The 18,735-nt window shown below is 65.3% G+C and carries 19 protein-coding genes; 9 read left to right on the forward strand and 10 right to left on the reverse strand.

Features of this window, described 5'->3' with window-relative positions; genetic code table 11:
* Window positions 1-26: 26 nt before the first annotated feature.
* From KIT02_RS14585 to KIT02_RS14595, 3 genes are read right to left on the reverse strand one after another with little or no spacing between them, the layout of a single operon-like run.
* The gene (locus KIT02_RS14585; RefSeq protein ID WP_297579101.1) at window positions 27-773 is read right to left on the reverse strand and encodes an ABC transporter ATP-binding protein; all 747 of its coding nucleotides are present in this window, start codon (window positions 771-773) and stop codon (window positions 27-29) included.
* Window positions 749-1,618 carry an ABC transporter permease gene (locus tag KIT02_RS14590; protein WP_297579105.1) on the reverse strand — a complete coding sequence of 290 codons (870 nt, stop codon included), beginning with the start codon at window positions 1,616-1,618 and terminating at the stop codon, window positions 749-751. The genes KIT02_RS14585 and KIT02_RS14590 overlap by 25 nt, the downstream gene beginning before the upstream one ends.
* 28 nt (window positions 1,619-1,646) lie before the next feature.
* A complete protein-coding gene (locus KIT02_RS14595; RefSeq protein WP_297579108.1) occupies window positions 1,647-2,678 on the reverse strand; it encodes an ABC transporter substrate-binding protein in 1,032 nt (343 codons plus the stop codon).
* A 521-nt stretch (window positions 2,679-3,199) separates the two neighbouring features.
* Here KIT02_RS14595 and KIT02_RS14600 point away from each other — a divergent pair.
* The 9 genes from KIT02_RS14600 (at window position 3,200) to KIT02_RS14640 (ending at window position 11,072) form a co-directional block, all read left to right on the forward strand.
* Window positions 3,200-4,174 (forward strand): sulfate ABC transporter substrate-binding protein, encoded by a 975-nt coding sequence (locus KIT02_RS14600; RefSeq protein ID WP_297585333.1) that lies wholly within the window; start codon window positions 3,200-3,202, stop codon window positions 4,172-4,174.
* A 73-nt stretch (window positions 4,175-4,247) separates the two neighbouring features.
* A complete protein-coding gene (locus KIT02_RS14605) occupies window positions 4,248-4,484 on the forward strand; it encodes a hypothetical protein (RefSeq protein WP_297579111.1) in 237 nt (78 codons plus the stop codon).
* Window positions 4,466-5,059 carry an alpha/beta hydrolase gene (locus tag KIT02_RS14610; RefSeq protein ID WP_297579114.1) on the forward strand — a complete coding sequence of 198 codons (594 nt, stop codon included), beginning with the start codon at window positions 4,466-4,468 and terminating at the stop codon, window positions 5,057-5,059. Before KIT02_RS14605 ends, KIT02_RS14610 begins: the two co-directional genes overlap by 19 nt.
* Window positions 5,060-5,133: 74 nt before the next feature.
* Entirely contained in the window at window positions 5,134-5,562 is a 429-nt protein-coding gene (locus KIT02_RS14615) for an Rrf2 family transcriptional regulator (protein WP_297579117.1), read from the forward strand.
* A gap of 37 nt (window positions 5,563-5,599) precedes the next feature.
* The gene (locus KIT02_RS14620; protein ID WP_297579120.1) at window positions 5,600-6,940 is read left to right on the forward strand and encodes an FAD/NAD(P)-binding protein; all 1,341 of its coding nucleotides are present in this window, start codon (window positions 5,600-5,602) and stop codon (window positions 6,938-6,940) included.
* 177 nt (window positions 6,941-7,117) lie between these two features.
* Window positions 7,118-7,963, forward strand: coding sequence for a sulfate ABC transporter permease subunit CysT (gene cysT / locus KIT02_RS14625; protein WP_297579123.1), 846 nt, complete (start codon window positions 7,118-7,120; stop codon window positions 7,961-7,963).
* Window positions 7,953-8,819 carry a sulfate ABC transporter permease subunit CysW gene (gene cysW, locus KIT02_RS14630; RefSeq protein WP_297579126.1) on the forward strand — a complete coding sequence of 289 codons (867 nt, stop codon included), beginning with the start codon at window positions 7,953-7,955 and terminating at the stop codon, window positions 8,817-8,819. The genes cysT and cysW overlap by 11 nt, the downstream gene beginning before the upstream one ends.
* Window positions 8,820-8,831: 12 nt before the next feature.
* Window positions 8,832-9,866, forward strand: a complete 1,035-nt coding sequence (locus tag KIT02_RS14635; protein WP_297579129.1) for a sulfate/molybdate ABC transporter ATP-binding protein — start codon at window positions 8,832-8,834, stop codon at window positions 9,864-9,866.
* A gap of 63 nt (window positions 9,867-9,929) precedes the next feature.
* The gene (locus KIT02_RS14640; protein WP_297579132.1) at window positions 9,930-11,072 is read left to right on the forward strand and encodes a LacI family DNA-binding transcriptional regulator; all 1,143 of its coding nucleotides are present in this window, start codon (window positions 9,930-9,932) and stop codon (window positions 11,070-11,072) included.
* Between the two features lie 9 nt (window positions 11,073-11,081).
* Here the strand turns inward: KIT02_RS14640 and KIT02_RS14645 are convergent, their stop codons facing one another.
* Genes KIT02_RS14645 through KIT02_RS14675 form a run of 7 tightly spaced genes read right to left on the reverse strand, consistent with a single transcriptional unit; the run spans window position 11,082 to window position 18,722 of the window.
* Complete coding sequence (locus tag KIT02_RS14645; protein WP_297579135.1) at window positions 11,082-11,510, reverse strand: GNAT family N-acetyltransferase; 429 nt, start codon at window positions 11,508-11,510, stop codon at window positions 11,082-11,084.
* Window positions 11,510-12,628 (reverse strand): anhydro-N-acetylmuramic acid kinase, encoded by a 1,119-nt coding sequence (locus KIT02_RS14650; RefSeq protein WP_297585336.1) that lies wholly within the window; start codon window positions 12,626-12,628, stop codon window positions 11,510-11,512. The genes KIT02_RS14645 and KIT02_RS14650 overlap by 1 nt, the downstream gene beginning before the upstream one ends.
* A gap of 10 nt (window positions 12,629-12,638) precedes the next feature.
* A complete protein-coding gene (locus KIT02_RS14655) occupies window positions 12,639-13,631 on the reverse strand; it encodes a serine hydrolase domain-containing protein (protein WP_297579137.1) in 993 nt (330 codons plus the stop codon).
* Window positions 13,628-15,358, reverse strand: coding sequence for an ABC transporter ATP-binding protein (locus tag KIT02_RS14660; RefSeq protein ID WP_297579139.1), 1,731 nt, complete (start codon window positions 15,356-15,358; stop codon window positions 13,628-13,630). The genes KIT02_RS14655 and KIT02_RS14660 overlap by 4 nt, the downstream gene beginning before the upstream one ends.
* Complete coding sequence (locus KIT02_RS14665; RefSeq protein ID WP_297579143.1) at window positions 15,355-16,197, reverse strand: ABC transporter permease; 843 nt, start codon at window positions 16,195-16,197, stop codon at window positions 15,355-15,357. Before KIT02_RS14665 ends, KIT02_RS14660 begins: the two co-directional genes overlap by 4 nt.
* The gene (locus KIT02_RS14670; protein ID WP_297579146.1) at window positions 16,197-17,156 is read right to left on the reverse strand and encodes an ABC transporter permease; all 960 of its coding nucleotides are present in this window, start codon (window positions 17,154-17,156) and stop codon (window positions 16,197-16,199) included. Before KIT02_RS14670 ends, KIT02_RS14665 begins: the two co-directional genes overlap by 1 nt.
* Window positions 17,157-17,204: 48 nt before the next feature.
* Window positions 17,205-18,722 (reverse strand): ABC transporter substrate-binding protein, encoded by a 1,518-nt coding sequence (locus KIT02_RS14675; protein ID WP_297579149.1) that lies wholly within the window; start codon window positions 18,720-18,722, stop codon window positions 17,205-17,207.
* Window positions 18,723-18,735 lie beyond the last annotated feature (13 nt).

An 18,735-nucleotide genomic window follows, 5' to 3' on the forward strand; every position in this document is an offset into this window, starting at 1 on the left:
TGCTCCAGAACAATGAACGGCGCGGTTCAGGCGGCCCGGGTGTCGGTGGCGCCGATCCCGAGGCGGGAAAGAAGGTGTTTGCGCAATCGTGCGAATGCCCGGTCGCCGTGATCGCGGGGGACGGAGAGGTCGACTGCGATGTCCTCGACGAACTGGCCGTCGTCGAGCACGAGGACGCGATCGGCCAGGGTGATGGCCTCGTCGACATCATGCGTGATCAGCAGCACGCCGGGCCGGTGCCGGGCACAGAGTTCGCGCAGCAGGTCGTGCATCTTGATCCGCGTCAGGGCGTCGAGAGCCCCGAAGGGTTCGTCGGCCAGAAGCAGGGCCGGTTCGCGCACCAGGGACCGGGCCAGGGCGACGCGCTGCTGCTCGCCGCCCGAAAGCTCGATCGGCCAGGCATTTTCCCGTCCGGCGAGGCCCACTTCGGCCAGAGCCTGGCGGCCCGCATCCTGCCCCTGCGGGCCGGACAGGCCGAGCGTCACGTTCTGCAGGACCGTGTGCCAGGGCAGGAGCCGGGCATCCTGAAAGACGACCGAGATGCGCTCCGGCTTATGGATGGTGCCCGCGCCGGCGACGTCATAGTCGAGCCCGGCAATGGCCTTGAGGACCGTGGATTTGCCTGAGCCGCTCTTGCCCAGAAGGGCGACGAACTCGCCCGGCCGGATATCGAGGTTCACTCCGTTGAGGACGGTGCGCTGGCCGAACCGGCGCGTCAGCCCGCGGACACGCGCCGTGTTGGCTTGTGTCAGTGATCCAGCGTGCGACGCCATGACAGCAGCCTCCCCTGCAAGAGGCGCACGGCTCCGTCGGAGACCACGCCGAGGATCGCATAGACCACGAGGCCCACGAAGATGATTCCGGTCTGTCCATAGGTGCGGGCCAATTCGATCATGTAGCCCAGCCCGCTGGTCGCATTGATCTGCTCGACCACCACCAGCGAGGTCCAGCACAGGGTGACGGCGAAGCGCAGGCCCAGCAGGAAGCCGGGCAGGGCGCCTGGGAGCACCACCTGCAGGATGAAGTCCTTCTGGCTCATGCGCAGGGTTTCGGCGAGCTCGACATATTTGCTGTCGATGCTGCGCAGGCCGTTATGCGTGTGGATGTAGATCGGGATGATCACCGACAGGGCGATGGTCGTGACCTTCATGAACTCCCCGATCCCGAACCAGAGGATGAAGAGCGGGATCAGGGCCAGGGTCGGCACGGCGCGCTTGATCTGCACCGGCCCGTCGATCAGGGCTTCCCCCAATCTGGAGAGGCCGGCCGCGACTGCCAGGGCCAGGCCGATGGCCGTGCCGATGGAAAAACCCAGTCCCGCCCGCACCGATGAGGTCAGGAAATGGTCCTGCAACTTGCCCTGCTGAACCAGGCTCACGAAACTTTCACCCACGGTCCAGGGGGCTGGCAGGATGCGTGGATCGATCAGCCCCAGGCCCGATCCGGCGATCCAGGCAAGGACCAGCAGAACCGGTCCTAGGGCCAGCGATCCCGGCACTTTCGTGCCCGGGCCGAGCCGCCTGCGGGCCCGGTCGGGCGTGCGGTTGCCGATCCCGGCCCGCAAGGCTGTGAGCCTGCGGGCCGTTCTTACGTCATGGTCGGAAATATATGCTGTCATCGGTCAGGTTCCCTGATGAAAGATATGGCTAGCTGCCGGCGGCGAGCGCGTCGGCGGCCACGGTTTCGAAGCGGTTGTCGAACAGCAGCTCGACGTCATAGGGCTGGTAGCCGAGCTCTGCGGCGAGCAGGTCGATGGTGGCCTGGTGGCGGGTCTTGACCTCGTCCCAGCTGCCCGGAACGGCATAGGTGCCGGTGGCCTCGCTCAGATACTCGGCGTCTTCGCGCGAGAGCCCCTGATCGCGGATGAGGTATTCGTCGATCCAGAGCTGTGGATTTTCGTCGACCCACTGACGGGCCCGGGCCCAAAGCCCGACATATTCGCGGATGGCAGCCGCCTTTGCCGGATCGTCCAGCACCCATTGCGGGGCATAGAGGTGACCGGGATCGTCGCGCAGGCCGTGGGAGATGACGGTGGCGCCATCCTTGCCATACTGGGTCAGGTAACGCGGCGTGCTGGTGCCCCCGAGGGGCGCGATGTCAACCTGGTTGCTCGCGAGCGCGACGGGATAGACGTCTCCCGTGCTTGGCAATTCCACCAGGGTCACGTCGGCAGTCGTCAGGCCGGCGGCCTTGAGCGCGCGCAGGACCAGGGCGCCCTGGGCCTGCCCGGGGCTGAAGGCGATCCGCTTGCCGGCAAAGTCCTTGAGACTGGCCACGCCCCTGGCACCGGGCGCGATGCCGAAGACATAGATGGGGTGCCCGATCGGATCGGTCTTCTCGCGATAGGCGACGAAACGAACCGGTAGATTGTTCCAGTTTGCGAAGATGCCGGGAATTTCGGCGACCGATCCAAGATCAAGCGCACGGGCCCGGAACGCCTCCGACGTCTGAGGCCCGCCGCTGATATTGGCCCACTCGACGTCGAAGCTGAGTTCATCGATGAGACCGGACAGTTGCAGCGCGAACTGGGTTTGCGGATCCCCGATCACCAGCCTGGTGCCGGGCGGTACCTGTTCGGGAATGGGGGCGTCGCCCTGGGCGCGGACCGGGCCAGCCACGGCCAGGGCGGCCAGGCCGCTGGCGATGAACAGGCGACGGGATAGGATGGGATGAGACATGAACTGTTCCACTGGTGGGGTGCCGATGAAACAACGTTAGTTCAGTTAGTCTATGGATTCGATAGACTAAAAGAAACTATTCGTCCCTTGGGCCGGGGTGGAGACGAAACAATGTGCCCGCACGGGCCGCGACCTTGGCATGGTGGCGTGGTTCTGGGCTGAGCGCAGATTGGCTCCGGCCGCTGCCCCCTGCGATGCTGTTTCACCGTGCAAATCGGCCGGATATCAAGATCGCGTATGCGCGCGCGCGCGGCCAGCAGCCCGCCGTTGGCGGATCGGCGCAGTTATTCTGACGGCAATTGTTTTTGGGCGGAGTGCGGAAATCTGAACTGCCGTTGCGCGCGTGGCACAGACTGCCACGCTTCAGGGCAAAATTTTCTCTTTCTCGGGCTGGGCGGGCAAGTGCGAACCTTTTCAAACACGACTGAATTGATAGGGTTTATGCATTAAACCAAGGGGAGGTTCTGATGAACCGCACAGCCAAACTCTTTGCCTACACCGCCCTGGCCGCCTCGCTGGCCATGGGCTTCTCGGTCACTGCGCACGCGCAGGACAAAACGCTGATCAACGTTTCCTATGACCCCACGCGTGAACTCTATCGGGAGTTCAACGAGGCTTTCGTGAGCCACTGGCAGGAAACCAAGGGCGAGACTGTCGCCATCCAGGTGACCCATGGTGGCTCCGGCTCACAGGCCCGCACCGTCATCGATGGCCTCGAGGCCGATGTGGTGACCCTGGCCCTCGAAAGCGACATCAACGCCATTGCCGACGCCGTACCGGGTCTGATCCGGGAAGACTGGCGCGGCACGCTCGACAACAACAACGCGCCCTACACCTCGACCATCGTGTTCCTTGTGCGCAAGGGCAATCCCAAGAACATCAAGGACTGGGGCGACCTGGTTCAGGATGGCGTCGAGGTGATTACACCCAATCCGAAAACGTCCGGCGGCGCACGCTGGAACTTCCTTGCCGCCTGGGGCTGGGCTCTCGCCCAGGACGGCGGCAGCGAGGAAACGGCCACCCAGTTCGTGACCGATCTCTACAAGCACGTGCCCGTGCTCGACAGCGGTGCCCGCGGCTCGACCACCACCTTCGTCCAGCGCGGGATCGGCGACGTGCTGCTGGCCTGGGAGAACGAGGCCTATCTCGCCCTTGAGGAGCTGGGGCCCGATGCCTTTGACATCGTGACGCCAACCCTGTCCATCCTGGCAGAGCCGCCGGTGGCCATCGTCGATGGCAATGTCGACAAGAAGGGTTCTCGCGAACTGGCCGAAGCCTATCTCGGCTACCTCTATTCCGATGTCGGCCAGGCCATTGCAGCCAAGCACTATTATCGTCCGTTCAATGCCGCGGCTGCGGCGCCGGAGGACATTGCCCGCTTCGGCGAACTCAATCTTGTGACCATCGACGATTTTGGCGGGTGGCGCGAAGCGCAGCCGCGCTTCTTCGGTGACGGCGGCGTCTTCGACCAGATCTATTCCGGTCCGACCCAGTAATTGAGCCTCGCGGCCGGCCCTCGGGCTGGCCGCATCCGTTCCGGCCCCGCAAATCCGGCTTTCGGAGGATGGCATGGTGCATTTCTTCGGTGTTTTCGGCCCCGAACGGGGCCCGTCGCGATCGGCGCAGGATGCGCCCCGCAAAACCAGTTTCTTCGGCGGCCTGCCGGATGCTGCCTTGTGGGCGGTGCCCCTCAGCCGGGCCGAACAGGACGCCTGTTACCTCAATGGCAAGGCGCCAGAGCCGGACGCACGCGATCGATATGACGATTGTAAGCCGGGAGGCGAGCGATGGCGCGCCCGGTTCTGATCGTGCCCGGCCTGAACGGTTCAGGGGACGGGCATTGGCAGCAATTCTGGCTGGCGGACGACGACCAGGCGAAGCTTGTGGATCAGGCCGACTGGGCCAATCCGCAGGCCGGGCGCTGGCTGCACCGGCTGGAGCGGGCGGTCATCGCCAATCCGGGGGCGCTGGTTGTTGCGCATAGCCTCGGCTCCATCCTGGCGGCGCGGCTCGCAACCAGCTCGGTGGCGCCCCTGGTCGGCGGTGCCCTGCTGGTGGCGCCAGCCGATATCGAGCGGACATCGGTCCTTCATGCAAGAACCTACGAGTTCGGCACCATCCCCATCGAGCCGCTGCCATTCCCGGCCCTGGTGGTGGCCAGCCGCGACGACATCTACATGTCGCTCGACAAGGCACGCGGGCTGGCCGCGCAGTGGCGCTGCCCGCTGGTCGATATCGGTCTTGCCGGACACATCAATGTCGCAAGCGGCTTTGGACGCTGGACGGCCGGCCACGACCTGGCGGCCCTGGTTCAGGAACGGGCCGACCGTCGCCGCAGACCTGCCGAGCCCCGCCCGCAGGCCGATCAGGGTCTTGTCTAGAATGTCTATGGAATTTATATGCGCTGTGTCGGAAATGTCCGGGGCCACGCGCCCCGGAGCAGGGAAAAGCGCCAGTGCTCACCAAGAAAGGCAAATACGGTCTCAAGGCCCTGGCAGCGCTGTCGCGCCTGCCAGAGGGTCAATTGACCGGTGTTGCCGAACTGGCGGGCGAGAACGCCATCCCCAAGAAGTTTCTCGACGCCATCCTGGCGGAGTTGCGCAATGCCGGCTTCGTGCGGAGCAAGAAGGGCAAGCAGGGTGGCTATGGCCTCGCCCGCTCGCCCGAGGACATCATGATCGGGCACGTGGTCCGCGTCCTCGATGGTCCTCTGGCGCCCATTCCCTGTGCCAGCCGCACCCGCTTCGTGCCCTGCGAGGATTGCGACCTCGAAACCTGCCAGGTCAGGCACTTGATGTTCGCGGTGCGCAACGCCATCGCCGACGTGCTGGACAAGACCAGCCTCGTGCAGATGGCGGCCATGGGTGGCGCGGAGAAACTGTAACGTTCGCTCAGCGCCTGATCCGGGCGGGAGGCGCTTCGTGAGCGCCGGCAAGACAGGCATAATCATTGGTGGCGGTGCCAGCGGCGTGCTGCTGGCCGCACATCTCCTGCGCAATCCCGACCCCGATCTGCGGGTCGTGCTGATCGAGCGGCAGGGACGATTTGGTCCGGGCCTCGCCTATTCGGCCCTGGGACGTGATCATCGCGTCAACGTTCCGGCCCGTGGCATGAGCGCCTTTGCCGACGAACCAGAGCATTTCTGGCACTGGCTGCAAAGGCGCGATCCCGCGACTTACGCCAATTCATGGACCTTTGTGCCGCGGCGGCTCTATGGCGCCTATCTGGAGGACGTTCTGCGTCAGGCCGGCGCGCGACAGCCGGGGCGGTTGCGGGTTCTGTCGGAAGAAGCAGAAGCCGTGCGTCAGACCGCGGCCGGTGTCGAGGTGGCGCTGGCCAATGGCACAAGCCTGGCCGGACACTGGGCCGCTCTGGCCGTGGGCCACGAAACCCAGCCGGCCCGGGGCAAGGGCATCGCGGTCCGCGCCGGTTCGGACCGGGATACGCCGCTCGATGCGGACGACCCGGTCATGATCCTGGGGTCCGGGCTGAGCATGGTCGACGCCTGGGTTTCCCTGTCCATGGCGCAGCATCGCGGTCCGATCATCGTCGTGTCGCGCAATGGCCAATTGCCCCAGGCCCACGAGGACGTGCCGCCCCTGGCGATCGACAGCGCCGATGTTCCGCTCGGGACAAGCCTCACCTACCTGATGGGGTGGCTACGCGAACTGGTGCGCGAAACTCGAGCCAGCGGTGGCGACTGGCGCAGCGTGATTGATGGCCTGCGGCCCTACAATCAGCGCCTGTGGCAAAGTTGGCCGGCGCGTGAAAAACGCCAGTTCCTGCGCCATGTCCGCCCTTGGTGGAACATCCACCGCCATCGCCTGCCGCCGGACCTGCATGCGGGCCTGCAACGCGCGGTCAATGCGGGGCAGGTGACGCTGATCGCGGCCGAATTCGTCGGAATCGAGCGATCCGGCGGTGGCGTCCGCGCCACCATCCGCCCACGCGGCACGGATCGGCGCGACCGCATCGATGTGGCCCGGGTCTATGATTGCGGCGGTGTCAGCGTCGATGTCCGCGCCAGCGGCAATCCGGTCGTGCGGCATCTGATCCAGACGGGCGCGGCGCGCCCGGATGACATGCATATCGGGCTGGACGTCGACGAAAACTGTGCGCTCATTGGTGCGGGCGGGGCTGTCTCCTCCCGGATCCGGGTGGTCGGCCCGCTCACCCGCGGCCGCTATTTCGAGATCGAAGCGGTGCCCGACATCCGGGTGCAATGCGCCCGGATCGCTGACTCCCTACAGGCCATGCGTTGATGCGCTCCGAGCAATAGCGTGCGCACCAGGCGCCCTCAAAGAGAATGACTTTCTAGAAATGGCGCGGCGACCGCCGGCCGCACGCCTTGAGAAACACGACTAACAAGATAGAGTTAGTATGATATTGCAGGTGCTTGCGTCGAACCCAGCACCCCAACCAGAGGAGGTGCGACAGACATGGCACGCCAAGGCCGCTTTCGCCGGCCCAGCGTCCTGCCCGGTTTCGGGATGACGCTCGGCTTCACGATCACCTACTTTTCGCTGATCATCCTGATCCCGATGGTGGCGCTTGTGATCCGCTCGACCGGGCTGGGCTGGGACGGATTCTGGGCCGCCGCGCTCGATCCGCGCGTCCTGGCTTCCCTGCGCACCAGTTTCGTGACCGCTTTGATCGCCGCGCTGATCAATGTGGTGTTCGGCACCCTGATCGCCTGGGTGCTGGTGCGCTATCGCTTTCCGGGACGCCGGATTTTCGACGCCATGGTCGATCTGCCCTTTGCCCTGCCGACCGCAGTTGCCGGTGTGGCGCTGACGGCCATCTACGCCCCCAACGGCCTGGTCGGGCAGGTCTTCGCACCCCTTGGGTGGCGAATTGCCTATACGCCCGTGGGCATTACCATCGCCATGATCTTCATCGGACTGCCCTTCGTGGTCCGCACCATCCAACCAATTCTCGAGGAAACCAGCAAAGAGGTGGAAGAAGCGTCGGCGACGCTTGGCGCCAACCGGTTCCAGACAATCTCGCGCGTGCTTCTGCCCAGCCTGACCCCAGCAATCCTCACCGGATTTACCCTCGCCTTCGCCCGGGCGGTGGGTGAATACGGCTCGGTGATCTTCATTGCCGGAAACATCCCCTTCGTGTCCGAGATCGCGCCCCTGTTGATCGTCATCCGTCTGGAGGAGTTCAACTATTCAGGGGCTGCGGTGATCGCCACGGTCATGCTCGGCATCTCCTTCCTGATGCTCTTCGTCATCAATCTGATCCAGGCCTGGAGCCGGAAGAGGTATGGCTATGGCAACTGATCTGTCCGCGCGCCGCCATCCGTCCCCGACAAACGAACCCGCCTGGGTACGGTGGTTGCTCATCCTGACCGGCCTGGGCTTCATGGGCCTGTTCCTGGTCCTGCCCCTGGTGGCGGTTTTCTCCGAAGCGCTGCGCCAGGGCGTCGGAACCTATCTGCAGTCGCTGCAAACGCCCGATGCCCTGTCGGCCATCAGGCTGACCGTCCTGGTTGCTGCCATTGCGGTGCCGCTCAACGTCGTTTTCGGTATCTGCGCATCCTGGGCCATCGCCAAGTTCGAATTCCGGGGCAAGGCGTTCCTGATCACCCTGATCGACCTGCCATTCTCGGTCTCGCCGGTGATTTCCGGCCTGGTCTATGTCTTGCTGTTCGGCACCGGGAGCGTGCTTGGACACTGGCTCAAATCCTATGGCATCGAGATCCTGTTCGCCGTTCCGGGCATCGTGCTCGCCACGATTTTCGTGACCTTCCCCTTTGTCGCCCGCGAACTGATCCCGCTGATGCAGGACCAGGGTACCGGCGACGAGGAGGCCGCCCTGTCGCTGGGCGCGTCCGGGTGGCAGACGTTCTGGCGCGTGACGCTGCCCAATATCAAATGGGGCCTGCTCTATGGCGTGCTGCTCTGCAACGCCCGCGCCATGGGCGAATTCGGCGCCGTAGCCGTGGTTTCGGGAAAAATCCGCGGCCAGACCACGACTATGCCGCTGCAGGTCGAGATGTTTTACAATGAATACCAGGCCACGGCAGCGTTTGCGCTGGCCTCCATCCTGGCCCTATTGGCACTGGTGACCCTGGTTCTCAAGACTGCGCTGGAATGGCGGTTCGGGGATGAACTCGCTGCGGCCAAGGGCCACTGACAAGGACGATCAATGGAAGTTCGCGTAGAAAATGTCCGCAAGGAATTCGACCGGTTCCCGGCCCTCAACGATGTCTCGCTGGACATTCGCTCCGGTGAACTGATTGCGCTGCTCGGACCCTCTGGTTCGGGCAAGACCACCCTGTTGCGGCTGATCGCCGGGCTCGAACGCCCCACTGCCGGCCGGATCCATTTTGGCGACGAGGATGCCTCCGAGCTCAGCGTGCAAGATCGCAATATCGGCTTCGTCTTCCAGCACTATGCCCTGTTCCGGCACATGACCATTCTGGAAAACGTCTCGTTTGGACTCAAGGTGCGGCCGCGCTCGACGCGCCCGCCGGCGGGCGAAATCCGCAAGAGGGCTCTCGAACTGCTCGATCTGGTGCAGCTTGCCGGGCTTGAAAAGCGCTATCCCAGCCAGCTTTCGGGCGGGCAACGGCAGCGCGTCGCCCTGGCCCGGGCGCTCGCCATCGAGCCCCGCGTGCTCCTGCTCGACGAGCCCTTCGGGGCGCTGGACGCCCAGGTTCGCCGCGAATTGCGCAAATGGCTGCGCGAAATTCATGACCGCACCGGCCATACCACGGTCTTCGTCACCCACGATCAGGAAGAAGCGCTGGAACTGGCGGATCGCCTCTGCGTGATGAGCCAGGGTGCCATCGAGCAGGTCGGTACGCCCGACAGCGTCTATGACGAGCCCAGTTCGCCCTTCGTCTTCGGCTTTATCGGCGAGTCGAGCCAATTGCCCGTGTCCATCGAGAAGGACGGGCTCTGGCTAGGTGACCGGCCCATCGGCATTTCCGGTTCGGGTGCCGCCGGCCCCGCGCGCCTGTTTTTCCGCCCGCATGACATCGAGCTGGTCGAAGGTGATGCAGCCCTGTCCGGCGTGGTCGCGGGCACGAGGCGCGTGGGTGGAACGCGCCGCGTGGAACTTGATATTGGCGGCGCTGCCCATCGGGTCGAGATCGATCTGCCATTCGATCATCCCGCCGCCGACCAATCCCGGATCGCATTCCGCCCCAAGCGGTGGAAACTGTTCCCGGCCGTATAAGGCAGAGCTCTGCAGCGGGCCCGGTTTCTGGCCTGCGTTCTCATGGCGGAGCGGTTCGCAGGCGTGACGCGTGCGGACGCTGGTCCGGCATTGCTCGAGCCAAACGCTGCTGTGCCGCATCTGAACCCGCCCCATTCCGGCTTTTCTGTCGTCAAGGCAGTGGTTTCAGGCTATGGAGCGGCCATGAGCAGGCGGCGGCAGAGAACCATCGGGATCCGGGAAGTGGCCCAGGGGGCGATGGTTTCGGTCGCGACGGCCTCCCGCGTCCTGTCCAAGTCCGACTATCCGGTGGCCGAAGAGACCCGGCTGCGGGTGGAGCGGGTGGCGAGGGACCTCGGATTTGTGCCCAATGCCATGGCCCGCGGGCTGGCCCGGGCCCGTTCCGACAGTATCGGGGTCATCGTTCCGGTCACCAATGCCTATTACGACAACATGATCACCGGTATCGAGACGGCGGCGCGGGATCGCGGCCTGACCATGCTGCTGGGATTGACCCAGGCAGACGAGGCCCGGCGCGAGGCGCTGGTGACCCAGTTTCTCGAGCGTCGGGTGGATGGCATCGTGGTCTGTGCCGCTTCCCATGACCAGCGCCTCGGCCGCCTACCGGCACAGATGCCGGTGCCCATGGTCCTGGTCGGCCAGCAGCCCAATGCCGGCTATCCGATGGTGCGCTCGGACAATGTGCAAGCCGGGGTGGCAGCCGCGCGGCATCTCTATGAAAGAGGCCACCGGCGCTTCGCCTACATGACGCCGCAGGCCGACTGGTATGATTTCAACGATCGCTACAAAGGCCTCAAAGCCTATCTCGATGCCGCCGGGGAACCGGTGAGCATTGCGCTGATGGATGGCGTCGCGGGCGAAACCGGCGCCTATGAGCGCATCCGCAGCGCCTGTGCGAGCGGACTGGACGCCACCGCCATCATCGCTTCGACCGACCGGCACGCCATCGGCACGCTGGCGGCGCTGGCCGATGCCGGCGTGAGCGTGCCGGACGAGGTGGCGGTCATGGGCTTCGACAATTATCTCACCAGCGCCTATCTCCGGCCCTCGCTGACCTCCGTCAGCATGCCCGCGGCCGAAATGGGCCGGCTGGGCGTCGAGCACCTGTGGTCCATGCTCAACGGAGGGGACGTGCCTGAGGATACCGAATTGCAGGCCAGGCTGATCGTCCGGCAGTCGACGGGCGGAACGGCGCCCCGCAACTGACAGGTAAGGTCAGGACAGGGCCTTGGACAGGAAGCTGCGCGTCCGGCCCATGGGAAAGTCACGCAATTGACCAAACACCCCGTAGCCGGCGCGCTGATAGACCTTGAGGGCGGTGGGGTTGAAGGTGTCGATATAGGCGCCGTGGCAGCCGCGGGCTCGCGCTTCGGTTTCCGCCGCCGCGAGCATCTGCGCGGCGAGGCCGAGGCCGCGCTGGTTCTCGCCGACCCATAGCCATTGCACATAGAGCCAGCCCCAGGCGGTGTAGCCCGAAAGGCCCGCCACCATCTGCGATGCGGAATTCCGCACGAACACCGCCAGCGCGCGGCGGTTCGAAGGCCCGGCATCGGCGGCGTTGAAATCGCCCAGGTGCTGGCTGAGCCGGTCGAGATCGGCCGCCTCGGGATGTTCGGTGACCGCGAATGCGAGGCCGTCCGCCATCACGCCGCCAGCTGCCCCCCGGTGAGGGGGCGGGGTGCGCCGGTGGTGGTCGGGAAACTGATGGGCAGGCCGGCTTGTACGCGAACGGCCAGGAAGGCGAAGCATTCGGCCTCGATGGCATCGCCGCGCCAGGCCACGGTCTCGGCCGGCACGGCCTCGACGCCGGCCCGGCTTGCCAGCATGGCCATGATGGCCGGATTGTGCCGCCCGCCGCCGCAGACGATGAGGCGATCGGGGCGCTGCGGCAAGAGGTCGAGCGCCCTGCCGACAGCGCCGGTGGTAAAGGCTGTCAGGGTCGCCGCGCCGTCTTCGGCGCCCAACCCCTCGGCCATTGAGGCGAGGAAATCGAAGCGGTCCAGGGATTTTGGATAGGGTGCGGAAAGGTAGGGATGGGTGAGGAGTTGCGCGAGGCGCGCTTCGTCCACCTGCCCCCGCAATGCCATGCTGCCGTCGCGATCCATCTCGCCCAGTCCCAGTCCCTTGACGAAGTCATTGATGGGGGCATTGGCCGGGCCGGCATCGAAGGCGATGAGCTGGTCGGCGCCATCCCACCAGGTGACATTGGCGACGCCGCCCAGGTTGAGCACGGCGGTTTTTCCATCCACGGCACCGATCCGGCGCAATAGCGCCCGGTGATAGAGCGCCGCCAGCGGCGCGCCCTGGCCGCCGGCGCGCACATCGGCCGAACGGAAATCATAGGCGGTGGGAATGCCGGTCAATTGATGCATCAGGGCGCCATTGCCCAATTGCCGCGTCGCCCCGATGCGGCCCGGCTGCGGGGCGCGATGCAGCACCGACTGGCCATGGAAACCGATGACGCCGATGTCGCTGGGCAAAAGGCCGGCCTGTGTGATGAGGTCCAATACCGCAGCCGATTGGGCGCGGGTGATCGCCTCCTCGGCTTCCGCGAAAATGGCCGGCTCGGGCCCCTCGAAATTCCAGGTTCGCGCCTGGGCCAGGGTCTCTTCCAAGAGGTCACGGATGGATCGGGGATAGGGCGCCAGGGTATAGGCGCCGAAATCCGCAATGGTTTCGCCATCGGTGCGCAACAGCGCCACGTCGATATTGCCGTCCAGCACGGTGCCCGTCATCAGTCCAATAGCCCAGACCGGCTTCATCTTCACGTTCTCACCTGGCATTGATGCAGTCTCCCACGGTCCGTCGCAGCGCCACGATGCCGCTGTCGAAATGCCGGGTCGGATGAACCCGGTTGGTCAGCAGCGTCCAGGCGTGTCCGCGCTCGAAGTCGAGCCACAGGCCGGTGCCGGTGAACCCGGTATGGCCGATGGTGGCGGCCGAACAGGCCTCGCCGCCCGACCAGCCTTCATAAGGACGTTCCCAGCCATGAGTGCGGCGGCCCGACAGCGGGGTGCGGATCAGGGCTTCCGGCCCCGCGGTGGCGAGCTTTGCCTGGCCGAAATCGAGCAGGGCCGAGGCGGTGCCGAACAGGCCGGCATGACCGGCGCCCTGCAGGGCCGAACAATTGTCGTCATGGACCTCGCCCACCAGCACCCGGTGGCGCCAGTAGCAGTCCTCGGTGGCTGCGGCGGCCTCGGCCGGGGCCGACCAGGCGAAGCCGGCGCCGGGATCGATCTCGCGAATCCAGGTCCCGGCGAGCCGTTCGAGCGCGAAGCCCAGGAGCATGAAATTGATGTCGGAATAGACGGCCGGACCGGCGGCAAATTCATGCTGCAGCAGAAAGGTGCGCAACAGATCCGGATCGCGGCCATAGGTATAGAGCGGAAAGACGGCGGGGAACGGCGTCTGGTGGCCAAGGCACTGGCGGAAGGTGACCTTGCGTTCCCAATTGTCGGGATTGTAGTGCCGGAAGTCCGGCAGGACGCTGGTGAGGGGCGCATCGAGATCGATGGTTCCGGCTTCGGCATGGGCCAAGATGCGTTCGGTGGTGAACAGCACCTTGGTGAGCGAGGCGAGGTCGAACCAGGTATCGTCCCGCATGGGGCGCGACAGGGGCACAGTCTGCGCCGCGCCGAGCGAACGGATGATGCGGTTGCCATCGGCATCGACGTGGCCGAGTACGCCTCCGGGAATGCGGCCGCTTTCGACGCTTGCGGCGAGGGTTGAAAAGGCCGCATCGAACCGTGCTGAAGACTTGCTCATGGGTGATCCTCCAGCCGCACGCGATGATCGGGGCCCGCCTCGCGCCATTGCGGCGGCGGGGGCTCATAACCGGGCGGGCGCACCAGGGATGGGACCTGCGTCATATCCACCGAAAAGCGCTGCCGCCGCCGCTCGACCGCCGGAACCGCGGCGATGAGGCGCCTGGTATAGCTGTGCCGCGGATCGCCGAGCACCGACCGCGCAGCGCCGATTTCCACGATCTGGCCGGCAAACATCACCGCGATGCGATGGGCGATGCGTTCCACCACCGCCATGTCATGAGAGATGAAGAGATAGGCCAGGCCGAATTCGCGCTGCAGATCGACCAGAAGATCGAGCACCTTGGCCTGTACCGACACATCGAGAGCCGACACCGCTTCGTCGAGCACCACCACGTCGGGGTTGAGCATCAGGGCGCGCGCGATGCAGAGGCGCTGTCGCTGTCCGCCGGAAAACTGGTGCGGATAGCGCTCGAGCACGTCGCCGGGCAGGCCGACCCGCTCCAGGAGGAAGACCATGCGGTCCCGCAGCGCCGCATCACGCTTGCGGCCGCTGGCGATCGCCGGTTCGGCCAGCAGGGCCTCGACGGTGAGCCGCGGATTGAGCGAGGCAAAGGGATCCTGAAACACCATCTGCACCGGGCGTCCGGAGCGGGTCGAAGCGATGTGAATGGCGCCACGGGTTGTGCTGTTGAGCGCCAGCAGCGCCCGCGCCGTGGTGGACTTGCCGCAACCGCTTTCGCCGACAATGGCCAGGGTTTCGCCGGGCACGAGATCGAAACTGACCCCATCGACGGCGTGGATGGCGCCCCGGGGCCGCAGCCAGGAGCGACCCACCGGAAAGCGGACCACGAGGTCATCAACCTTGACGATGGTGTCCGGCTTGGTGTCGCGGGTCCCGTCGGTTCGCACGGCCGCGCCGGAGGTGAAATGGGGCACGGCGCGCAACAGGTGCCGCGTATAATCGTGCTGGGGATTGTCGAGGATGGCGTCGGCATCGCCCTGTTCCACCGCCACCCCGTTCTGCATCACCATGATACGGTCGGCAATGCCGGCGACGAGGCCGATATCGTGGGTGATGAAAATCATCGCCATGCCGGTTTCCGCCCGCAATTCGGCCAACAGGGCCATGATCTGCGCCTGTACCGTCACATCGAGGGCCGTGGTCGGCTCGTCGGCGATGAGCAGGCGCGGACTGGCGGCCAGGGCCATGGCGATCATGATGCGCTGGCGCATGCCGCCGGACAGCTGGTGCGGATAATAGCCGAGGCGCGAGCGGGCATCGGGAATGCGCACCCGTTCGAGGACGTCCAGCGTCGCCTTGTCGGCTTCTGCGCCGGTAAGTCCCTTGGAGAGGCGAAAGGCTTCCGCTATCTGGGCGCCGACCGTGTGGACGGGGTTGAGCGAGGTCATCGGCTCCTGAAAGATCATGCCCACGTCGCGGCCGCGAATGCCAAGCAGGGTCTTTTCATCGGCACTCGAAACATCAACGACCGTGCCATCGGCGCGATTGAGGGCAATGGTGCCGCCGGTGATGCGGCCGCCGCCGAAATCGACAAGGCGATTGACCGAGAGAGCCGTCACCGACTTGCCCGAGCCTGACTCGCCGACAATGGCCAGGGTCTGGCCGGCATCGAGGTCGAAGCTGACGCCCCGCACCACTTCATTGGTCCTGGGATCGCGGCCGAAGCCGACATGCAAGTCGCGGACGGAAAGCAATGGCGTCATGTCTGCCGCCTTTGGGTGCGTGGATCGAGGATGTCGCGCAGCGCATCGCCCGTGAGGTTAAAGCCAAGAATGCCCAGCATGATGGTCAGCGCCGGGAAGATCATCAGCCAGGGCGCCCGCTGCATGAGGTTGCGGCTTTCCGAGAGCATGAGGCCGAGGGACGGCGTCGGGGGCTGTGTGCCCAGGCCGAGAAAGCTCAGACCCGCCTCGGTCAGCAAGGCCCAGGCCAGCGCCAGTGTCACCTGCACCGCCAGCGGCGCGACGAGATTGAGCAGGAGGTGATGGCTCAGCACATAGGGTTGCGAGCTGCCGAAGGTGCGCGCGGCGTCGACAAAGTCACGCTGCTTGAGCGAGAGAGCCGGACCGCGCACCACGCGGGCGAAGATCGGGGTATAGACAATGGCGATGGCGACCACGCTGGTCATGGTGCCCGGCCCGACAATGGCGATGATCAGCAGCGCCAAGAGGATCGCCGGAAAGGCCAGCAGCACATCCATGATGCGCATGAAAATGCCGTCCCACAACCCGCCCCACCAGGCGGCCAACAGCCCGATGACGGTGCCGGCCAGCGTGGCGATGGCCACCGCGGCAAAGGCGATGAGCATAGACTGCCGGATCCCCACCATGAGGCGGCTGAAGGCATCGCGGCCCAACAGGTCCGTACCGAACCAATAGGTGCCGCTGGGCGGCTTCAGCCGATCGATGGTGAACTGCTTGAGCGGATCATGCGGCATGAACCCGAAGGCGCCCAGGAGCGCGGCGAGCAGATAGACCGAGATGATGGCAAGCCCGATGCGGCCGGATGGATGGCGCAGGAGCGCGGCGAGGAGCCTTTTCATCAGCGCCCCCCGATGCGGATGCGCGGATCGAGCGCCACATAGGCAAGATCGACCAGCAAATTGACCACGAGGAAGTTGAAGGCGATGAACAGCACCGTGCCCTGGACCAGCGCATAGTCGCGCTGGGTGATGGCATCGAGCACCAGCCGCCCCAGGCCCGGCAGGGCAAAGATCTGCTCGACGATCACGGCACCCCCGAGCAGATAGCCGAACTCAACACCCGACAGGGTCACGACCGGGATAAGGGCATTGGGCAGCGCGTGGCGCCAGATGACACTGGCGGCAGTCGCACCCTTGGAGCGCGCGGTGCGCACATAATCGTCGCTGAGCACATCGAGCATGGCGGACCGGGTAATGCGGGTGACCGAGGCCGCAAAGGCAAAGCCCAGGGTAATGGCGGGAAAGATCAACTGCCCGATGCTGGCAACCGGATCGGCCAGAAGCGGGGTAAACGTGCCCATGGCCGGCACGAAGCCGAAGAACACCGACAGTACGTAAATGATGAGGATGCCGATGACGAAACTGGGCGTCGACTGGCCCAGCATGGCCAGGACCCGTACGACGAGGTCGCTGGGCCGTTCATTGCGCGAGGCGGCGAGAACGCCAAGCGGTACGCCGATGCCCAAGGCGATCACCATCGACATGAGCGAGAGCTGCAGGGTCAGCGGGAAGCGCTCGAGAATGACCGTCAGCACCGGCTTGCCATAGATCGAGGATATGCCCAGATCCCCCTGCACGAGCCCGGTCAGCCAGCGCAGATACTGGCTCCACACCGGTTGGTCGATACCGAAATAGGCGGCCAGCGCCTCTCTCTGGGCCGGGGTCAGCAGACCCGCTTCGGTGCCCAACATGGCCGTGATGGCATCGCCCGGCACCAGCCGGATCGACACGAAGACCAGGACGGAGACGCCCAGCAGGATCAGCGGAAAGGTCAGCAGGCGCTGAACCACATAACTCATGGGATAAGTCCGAAAAGGGGCCGGCGCTGTGGCCGGCCCCGCAGCTTACTATTCGACGGAGACCTTGGTGAGACCAAACAGCGTGCCGGTCGGCGACGGCTCGAAGCCGGAGACGGTGTTGAGCTGGGCCGTGTAGCTATAGCCCGTCGACAGCCACAGCCAGGGGGCCTGCTCGGCCAGGTGGCTTTCGAACTGGTGGAAGATCTCGGCCCGCTTGGCCGGGTCGGTTTCGGCCTGGCCCTGCTTCATCAGGCTGTCCAGCGTGTCGTCCACGAAGTTGGACACATGGGCCAGGTTGCCTTCCTTGGTGAAGTAGCGGTTGTACATCGGATAGGGGTCGGGACGGCCGCCATTCTGGGCCACGGCCATGTCGAAATCGCCCTTGAGCCAGGCGTCGACATAAACATTGAGTTCCATCATCTCGATTTCGAGATTGACCCCGATTTCGGCCAATTGGGCCTGCAGGACCTGCGCTTCCGAAGCAGCGACCGGCGGCTCACCGGTGGCGGCAATCACCTTGGCCGAGAACCCGTCCACACCGGATTCCTCCATCAGCTGCCGGGCCATGTCCAGGTCCTGTTCATAGCAGAACAGTCCGGCAGGGTCCTGCGCGAAGGCCGGCATGGTCAGCGGGCCCGTGACCTTGCCTTCGCCGGCCAGGGCCGCATCGATGATGGCCTGGCGGTCGATGGCGCAGCTCATGGCCTGGCGCACCTTGAGATTGTCCATCGGCGGACGCGCCGGATTGAGCTGGAGCACGTTATAGGCCAGCACGCCGACGCGGTTGAGCTCGAGATTGGGCTCGTCGGGCACGAGCGTGGCCACGAGCGGATCGTTGAGCAGGGCGAAATCGGTCTGCCCGGCGCGCAGCGAGGCCAGGATGGCCATCTCATCGGGCAGCACGGAAATGGTGATGCCATCGATGGCCAGGTCACCGCCGGCCCAGTCGGCATTGGCGCTGAGGACCTCGCGGGAATTGGGCTCCCAGCTGTCGAGCTTGAAGGGGCCCGAGCCGATGGCCTCGGTGCCGATGGTGCCGGCCTCGATCTCGGAGGCGGGCACAACGGCGGCATTGATGGTTGCCATGGCCACGAGAATGGGGACGTCGGCCGTGCTGAGATTGAAGACGACGGTCGCATCGTCCGGCGTATCGATGCTTTCGATGGAGAGGAAGTTCGACCGGGCAGCGGCGGAGGTGGCTTCATCCAGGAGCCGCTCGAACGACGCCTTGACGTCGGCGGAGGTGACCTGGGCACCGTTGGAGAACTTGGCATTGGTATCGAGCGTAAAGGTCAGCGTCTTGGCGTCTTCGGCAAATTCCCAGCTCGAGGCCACGGCCGGCACCACATTGAGATCGGCATCCAGGCGCACCAGCGGCTCATAGATCAATTCGAGCAGGCGCAGCGAGGAGAATGCGGTCTGCTTGTGCGGGTCGAGGCCGGTGGCGTCCTGTGACCAGGCCATGCGCAGGCTTGCCGCCTGAACGGGCAGCGCGACGGTGAGCGAGGTCAAGGCGGTGGCAATGGCCAGCCCGGCGATCAGATGTCTCGGCAATAGACGGTTCATGGTGTTCCCTCGT

It is taken from the genome of Devosia sp. (assembly GCF_025809055.1).
Lineage (GTDB): Bacteria > Pseudomonadota > Alphaproteobacteria > Rhizobiales > Devosiaceae > Devosia.

What these genes read in the sequence shown, in the direction of transcription:
- KIT02_RS14585 (WP_297579101.1), bottom strand. Translation starts at nt 773, where the DNA reads ATGGCGTCGCACGCTGGATCACTGACACAAGCCAACACGGCGCGTGTC.
- KIT02_RS14590 (WP_297579105.1), bottom strand. Translation starts at nt 1,618, where the DNA reads ATGACAGCATATATTTCCGACCATGACGTAAGAACGGCCCGCAGGCTC.
- KIT02_RS14595 (WP_297579108.1), bottom strand. Translation starts at nt 2,678, where the DNA reads ATGTCTCATCCCATCCTATCCCGTCGCCTGTTCATCGCCAGCGGCCTG.
- KIT02_RS14600 (WP_297585333.1), top strand. Translation starts at nt 3,200, where the DNA reads ATGGGCTTCTCGGTCACTGCGCACGCGCAGGACAAAACGCTGATCAAC.
- KIT02_RS14605 (WP_297579111.1), top strand. Translation starts at nt 4,248, where the DNA reads ATGGTGCATTTCTTCGGTGTTTTCGGCCCCGAACGGGGCCCGTCGCGA.
- KIT02_RS14610 (WP_297579114.1), top strand. Translation starts at nt 4,466, where the DNA reads ATGGCGCGCCCGGTTCTGATCGTGCCCGGCCTGAACGGTTCAGGGGAC.
- cysT (WP_297579123.1), top strand. Translation starts at nt 7,118, where the DNA reads ATGGCACGCCAAGGCCGCTTTCGCCGGCCCAGCGTCCTGCCCGGTTTC.
- cysW (WP_297579126.1), top strand. Translation starts at nt 7,953, where the DNA reads ATGGCAACTGATCTGTCCGCGCGCCGCCATCCGTCCCCGACAAACGAA.
- KIT02_RS14635 (WP_297579129.1), top strand. Translation starts at nt 8,832, where the DNA reads ATGGAAGTTCGCGTAGAAAATGTCCGCAAGGAATTCGACCGGTTCCCG.
- KIT02_RS14645 (WP_297579135.1), bottom strand. Translation starts at nt 11,510, where the DNA reads ATGGCGGACGGCCTCGCATTCGCGGTCACCGAACATCCCGAGGCGGCC.
- KIT02_RS14650 (WP_297585336.1), bottom strand. Translation starts at nt 12,628, where the DNA reads ATGAAGCCGGTCTGGGCTATTGGACTGATGACGGGCACCGTGCTGGAC.
- KIT02_RS14655 (WP_297579137.1), bottom strand. Translation starts at nt 13,631, where the DNA reads ATGAGCAAGTCTTCAGCACGGTTCGATGCGGCCTTTTCAACCCTCGCC.
- KIT02_RS14660 (WP_297579139.1), bottom strand. Translation starts at nt 15,358, where the DNA reads ATGACGCCATTGCTTTCCGTCCGCGACTTGCATGTCGGCTTCGGCCGC.
- KIT02_RS14665 (WP_297579143.1), bottom strand. Translation starts at nt 16,197, where the DNA reads ATGAAAAGGCTCCTCGCCGCGCTCCTGCGCCATCCATCCGGCCGCATC.
- KIT02_RS14670 (WP_297579146.1), bottom strand. Translation starts at nt 17,156, where the DNA reads ATGAGTTATGTGGTTCAGCGCCTGCTGACCTTTCCGCTGATCCTGCTG.
- KIT02_RS14675 (WP_297579149.1), bottom strand. Translation starts at nt 18,722, where the DNA reads ATGAACCGTCTATTGCCGAGACATCTGATCGCCGGGCTGGCCATTGCC.